Annotated in this window: 4 protein-coding genes and 1 pseudogene; 2 read left to right on the forward strand and 3 right to left on the reverse strand. The window is 73.9% G+C overall.

The annotated features are described in order from the left end of the window. Positions 1–71: 71 nt before the first annotated feature. Both HTZ82_RS05070 and HTZ82_RS05075 read right to left on the reverse strand, forming a co-directional pair. A complete protein-coding gene (locus HTZ82_RS05070) occupies positions 72–497 on the reverse strand; it encodes a GtrA family protein (protein ID WP_175408055.1) in 426 nt (141 codons plus the stop codon). Further along, positions 494–1,438 carry a glycosyltransferase family 2 protein gene (locus HTZ82_RS05075; RefSeq protein ID WP_175408056.1) on the reverse strand — a complete coding sequence of 315 codons (945 nt, stop codon included), beginning with the start codon at positions 1,436–1,438 and terminating at the stop codon, positions 494–496. Before HTZ82_RS05075 ends, HTZ82_RS05070 begins: the two co-directional genes overlap by 4 nt. A 121-nt stretch (positions 1,439–1,559) precedes the next feature. Between HTZ82_RS05075 and HTZ82_RS05080 the strand changes: the two genes are divergently transcribed. Both HTZ82_RS05080 and HTZ82_RS05085 read left to right on the forward strand, forming a co-directional pair. Then, complete coding sequence (locus HTZ82_RS05080) at positions 1,560–3,989, forward strand: YfhO family protein (RefSeq protein WP_175408057.1); 2,430 nt, start codon at positions 1,560–1,562, stop codon at positions 3,987–3,989. 10 nt (positions 3,990–3,999) lie between these two features. Then, entirely contained in the window at positions 4,000–4,923 is a 924-nt protein-coding gene (locus HTZ82_RS05085) for a class I SAM-dependent methyltransferase (protein ID WP_254711629.1), read from the forward strand. A 118-nt stretch (positions 4,924–5,041) separates the two neighbouring features. Here HTZ82_RS05085 and HTZ82_RS05090 read toward each other — a convergent pair. Beyond that, positions 5,042–5,595, reverse strand: a pseudogene (locus HTZ82_RS05090) (serine/threonine protein kinase); the annotation flags it as partial.

Below are 5,595 nucleotides of genomic sequence, written 5' to 3' on the forward strand. Positions count from 1 at the left end.
CGCGGGCCCCCGGGAAACGCAGTAACGACCTTGCGGTGATCGATGGTAAGCAGTGGCCGTGGCCCAGGCCACTACTTCTGAGGTACTTCTGCCAACGAGTCACGGGTTCGCAGGGTCTCGGGGCGCAGCATGATCGTCCGGGAGACGAGAAACGTGATGGGGATGGCCGCCGCCGCGGCGAGGAGCGGCGCGTACCGGCTGTTCATGCCCGCCACGTCCACCAGGAGGTAGACGCCGACCGTGGTGATCACGAAGTTCGCGGCGTTGGTGAGGGGGAAGAGGAAGAACTTCCGCCAGGTGGGGCGGGTGCGGTACGTGAAGTAGCTGTTCAGGAAGAACGAGCCCACCATCGACAGCAGGAACGCGACGACGTGCGCGGCGACGTACGGCAGGCCGAGGGTCAGAAGCAGCAGGTAGAGGCCGTAGTACGTGGCGGTGTTCACCACGCCGACCAGGGCGAACCTGACGATCTGGCCGCTGACACCGGACACGGTCATCTTCGGGTGAGCTCCGCGTTTCTCGTGGTGTTGGTCGCCCGCACCAGGAAGTGCGGGCGCCGTTTCACCTCGTAATAGATACGGCCCACATACTCCCCGATCAGTCCCAGCATCACCATCTGGACCCCGGCGAGTGCCGTGACGGCCACCAGCAGGGTGACGTATCCGGGGGTGTCGACGCCGTTCAGCAGGGCGTCGCCGACGATCCACGCCGCGTAGAGGAACGCCACGGAGACGAGGAGCAGGCCCAGGTAGAGGGCGGCCCTCAGGGGTTTGTTGTTGAAGGAGAGCAGACCGTCCAGGCCGTAGTTCAGGAGTTTCCCGAACGTCCATTTCGAGCGGCCCTGCTCGCGGGTCGCGTTCTCGTACGCGAATGTGGCGGTGCGGAATCCCACCCAGGCGAAGAGGCCTTTCGAGAAACGGTTGTACTCGGTGAGTTCCAGGAGCGCGTCGACGGTACGGCGGGACAGCAGCCGGAAGTCGCCGACACCGTCGACGAGCTCGACGTCGACGAGCCGGTTGATCAGCCGGTAGTAGGCGCGAGCCAGCAGGGTGCGGGTGACCCGGTCGCCGGTGCGGGTGCGGCGGGCTACGACCTGGTCGTAGCCGTCGGCGTGCAGCTCCAGCATGCGGCCGACCAGCTCGGGCGGGTGCTGGAGGTCGGCGTCCATGAGGACGACCGCGTCGCCCGCGGCGTGCCGCAGGCCGGCGAGGATCGCGGCCTCCTTGCCGAAATTGCGGCTGAAGGAGACGTAGCGGACGCGGGAGTCGGCGGCCGCGCGCTCCTCCAGGAGGGCGAGGGTGCGGTCGCGGCTGCCGTCGTCCACATAGACCAGCTCGAAATCCACCCCGTAGCCGGAGATTTCCGCGGTCACGCGGTCGTGGAAACGGCCGATGATCTCTTCTTCGTCGAAGCAGGGCACCACAATCGAGATCAGCACGGCGCCAGAACACCGGGGGTGCGTGTCGGGGGCGGATTCGTTCCGTTGCGGGGAGGCGGACGTTCGGTGAATTCGCCCTTCCGGGAAGGGATTTCATCGGCGGTGCTGGCATATTCGTGACGTGGCTCCGTCCCGTACTTGCCGTACCGCCCGTGCCTGTTCGCTCGCCGCTCTTCTCGCCGTTGTCGCCGTGTGCGCCGGTGACGCCGTCGCCCGGACCTTCCCCTTCGGGCCGCGGACCCGCGCCGTCAACGACCTCGGCAACCAGTTCGTGCCGTACCACGCGTATCTGTGGGACCTGCTGCACGGACGGGCGGACGGCGGGGCGCTGCTGAACTGGCGGTCGGGGTACGGGACGAGCCTGCTGCCGGATCTGGGGACGTATCTGACGAGCCCGTTCGCGCCGCTCGTGGTGGTGTTCCCGCGGGACCGGATCGATCTCGCCGTCCATGTGATCACCGTGGCGAAGATGGGTGCCGCCGCGGCCCTCATGGCGCTGGTGCTGCTGCGGCAGCGGGACGGCAGCCGCTGGGCGGCGGCCGTGCTCGGCGCGTCGTACGGGCTGTGCGGGTGGGCGGTGATGGAGGCGTCGTACAACCCGATGTGGCTGGACGGGCTCATCGGGTTCCCGCTGCTGTGCCTGGTCGGCGAGTGGGTGCGGGAGGGGCGGCGGCCGCTGGCCGGGCCGCTGGTGGTGGCCCTGGTGTGGGTGGCCAACTTCTACACCGCGTACATGGCGACGCTGGGCGCGGCGCTGGTGCTGCTGGCGCGCGGCGGGCCGCGGATGCCGGTACGGGTGTGGGGGCGGGCCGCCGGGACGGTGCTGCTGGGCGTCGGGCTGGCCGCACCGGTGCTGGCGCCGGTGTTCCTCGGGTCGCGGCACGCCTACCCGGGGTGGACGCGCGCGTTCGACGCCGCGGGCGTGGCGGACCTGGCGGCGCGGACGCTGCCGGCGACGTACAGCTTCTTCACGCCCGCGCTGTTCCTGGGCACGGGCACGCTGCTGCTCGCGGCGGCGCTCGCCTTCCACCGGGGGGTTCCGGTACGGGAGCGGTGGGTGTGGTGCGGGCTCGCGGGCGGCGGGCTGCTGTCGGCGCAGTGGGAGCCGACGCACCTGGTGTGGCATGTGTTCGCCACACCGAACGGCTCGCCGTACCGGCAGACCTTCGTGCTGGCCGGGTTCGTGGTGCTGGCGGCGTGGGCCGCCGTCTCGTACGGGTGGCCGGGGCGGCGGGCGCTGCTGGGCGGTGCGGGCGTGCTGGCCGGGGTGGGGGTGGTGGCGGCCGGGAGCGCACTCGTGACGGGGGCGGCGTACGGGCTGTTCGCGGGCGGGCTGGTGGTGGCCGTGGGGGCGGTGGGGCTGCTGGGGCGACATGGGCCGCGCCGTCGGTGGGTTGTTCGGGGCGCGGGCGGTGGGCTGCTGGCGGCGGTGCTGGTGGTGCAGGCGGCGGGCACGGTCGCGTACGGCGACCGGGAGCGGGTCGCGCGGCTGGACGACTACCCGCCGTGGGGTGCCGCGCACGACGTGCGGGCGCGGGCCGTGGCGGGCGCCGACGGGTGGCCGGCCTACCGGACCGACCCCGGGCGGCCCCGGCTCACCGGGAACGATCCGCTGCTGGTGGGCGGGCAGGGCGCGGCGTACTACAGCAGTCATACGCCGGAGGTGTGGACGCGGACGCTGGCGGCGCTCGGCGGCGGGTGGACGTCCCACGGGCGCAGCCTGCAGAGCCTGGACAACCCGGTGACGGACGCGCTGTTCGGCGTGGGCGCGCGGTGGCGGGACGGGCGGGTGGTGCGGAAGAGGGAGGTGCTGCCGCTGGTGACGGTGCGGCCACCGGATGCGGAGGGGCGGGAACTCCGGTACGGGGCTTCCGCGTTCCGTAATCAGGAGCTGCTGCTCGGGGCACGGGTCTACGACCTCCCCGCGGACGGTGTGTGCCCGGTCGGCAGCGACGTCTTCGTCTGGGCGCCCGACTTCACCGGCACGGTGCGCCTGGGCGGTACGGGCCGGGCGGCCGAGCTGCGCGGCGGGCTGCCCAGGCGGCGGGCCGCCATGGTGCCGCTCGGCACCCAGCGCGAGGCGGGCGCGCGGGTGGAGTGGCGGGGCCGGGGCGCGGTGCCCGATGCGGCCGTCGGCTGCCTGGACCGTGCGCGGCTCGCGGCGGCCGTGGCGGAGCTGCGGGCGGCGACCGGTGCGGTGACCGTACGGGTGGAGGACGACGGGGTACGGGCCGAACTGCCGTCCGGTGCCCGGGGTACGGCGGTGCTGGCCGCGCCGCGCATCGCGGGGTGGCGCTGCGACGGCCGCCCGGCGGGGCGCTATCTGGGCCTGGTCGCCGTGGAGTTGACCGGGGACGCGGCGGCGGTGAGCTGCGTGTTCCGGCCGCCGGGGCTGCGGGCGGGCCTGGCCGTCGGGGGCCTGGCGCTGCTGGTGTGGGCGGGGTGGGCGTGGCGGGTGGTGCGCCACCGGCGCGCGCGTCGCCTGTACGCCACCAAGACTTCACCCGCACACCACCGTGCCGTGACCCGTGAACCGGCCGACGCGGCGTAGCTTGCCCGGCATGCCCTCACTTCTGAGCAACCGGCTGGCGAAGCGGGTCCTGCGGCCCGCGTTCACCCTGGTCGAACAGCGCATGGAGCGTGTCACCACGGCGTTCCAGAAGGATCTCGACGCCCTCCACCACGAGGTGGCCGATCTGCGCAGGCAGAGTTACGGGCTCGGGCTGCTGCTCGACCACGCCGGGCGGGACGGCCACCGGATGCCGACGCCCACGCAGGTGGACACGCTCGTCCGCGAGGTGGGGGCCGTGACGGGCGCCCCGGGCGAGCGGGCGCGCGGCGACGTCACGGTCGCCTACCGGCACCTGGTGGCGCTGGAGGCGCTCGGGGTCGGCGCGATCGGCGGGACCGTGTCCGACGTGTGCGGTCGGCTTGCCACGGTGCCGCTGCTGGCGCGCCGCGCGGGCGGGGCGGGTGGTGCTGGCGGTGCGGCTGGGGCGGACGGTGCGGGCGCTGCGGCCGGTGCTGGCGGTGCGGTGGTGGAGGTGCTGGAGATCGGCACCCTGCACGGGCTGTTCGCGGCGGCGCTGCGGCGGATGCTGCGCCGCGACGGGGTCGAGGCGCGGCTGACGATCGTCGACCCGCTGGACGGCGCGCCGACCCGCGAGGACGTGGTGCGCGGCAACCTGGCGCTGGGCGGCGGCCGCCCGGGCACGGACGCGGACGCGCGGCTCGTACGCGGGGCCCTCAGCGACGGCGGGGTGCGGGAGCGCGTCGCGGACCGGCGGTACGGGGTCGTCGTGGTGAACGGCGCCCACGACCCGGAGGCGCTCCGGGACCTCGCGGGCCCGGGCACGGTCGTCGTCCTGGCCGCCGCGCCGGATGCCGCCCCGGCCGGCCCGGACGCCGTGCCGGTCGCGCCCCCGTTCCCCGGGCTCACCGCCCTGGGCCGTGTCGCGGACTCGGGCTACTTCCAGGCGGCTTGAGGCCCCGTGCGCCCCGTGCGCCCCGGGCGCCCTGTGTGTCCCGTGCGCCCTGTGTGTCCCGTGCACCCCGTGCCGCCCGTGTGCCCCGTGCCGCCCGTGCACCCCGTGCCTCCGGGCGTCACTGACGGCGGACCTGCTGCTGGTGCTGGAGCGCGCGGCGCAGTTCCGCGGGCAGCGGGTGGTACGGCCCGTAGGCGCGCTCCGTGTCGTACAGGAGGTTCTGGAGCTGCTGGTGGGCGGCGCTGTGGTCGCCCATGGTGAGCAGCAGGTGCCCGATGCGATGCCGGATGTCGAAGGCGCGGCCCGGGTCGGCGCCGGGCTGCTGCTGCCCGGCGCTCTCGTGGTACGGGAGGATCGCCCGGTACTCGGCCAGCGCGGCCGCCGCCTCGCCGAGCTGCTCCAGGCACAGCGCCGCGTCGTAGCGGAACTGGAGGGTCTGCGGGTCCGCCGGGCCCGCCTCGGCCGTCCGGTCGTCCGCGAGCCGGCGCAGTTCGGGCAGGGCCCGCCGGTACTGGCCGTCGTCCATCAGCGTCGTCGCGTACTGCTTGCGCAGGATCCGTACGACGGCCGACTGTTCGCCGTGCTCGGCGGCCGCGGCCGGGAGGATCGCGCCGAGGATGTCCACGGCCTGCGTGATCCGGCCGGCGCCGAGCAGCCGCTTCACCTCGTCCA

This window comes from Streptomyces sp. TRM64462, from assembly GCF_013362995.1.
Classification (GTDB): domain Bacteria; phylum Actinomycetota; class Actinomycetes; order Streptomycetales; family Streptomycetaceae; genus Streptomyces.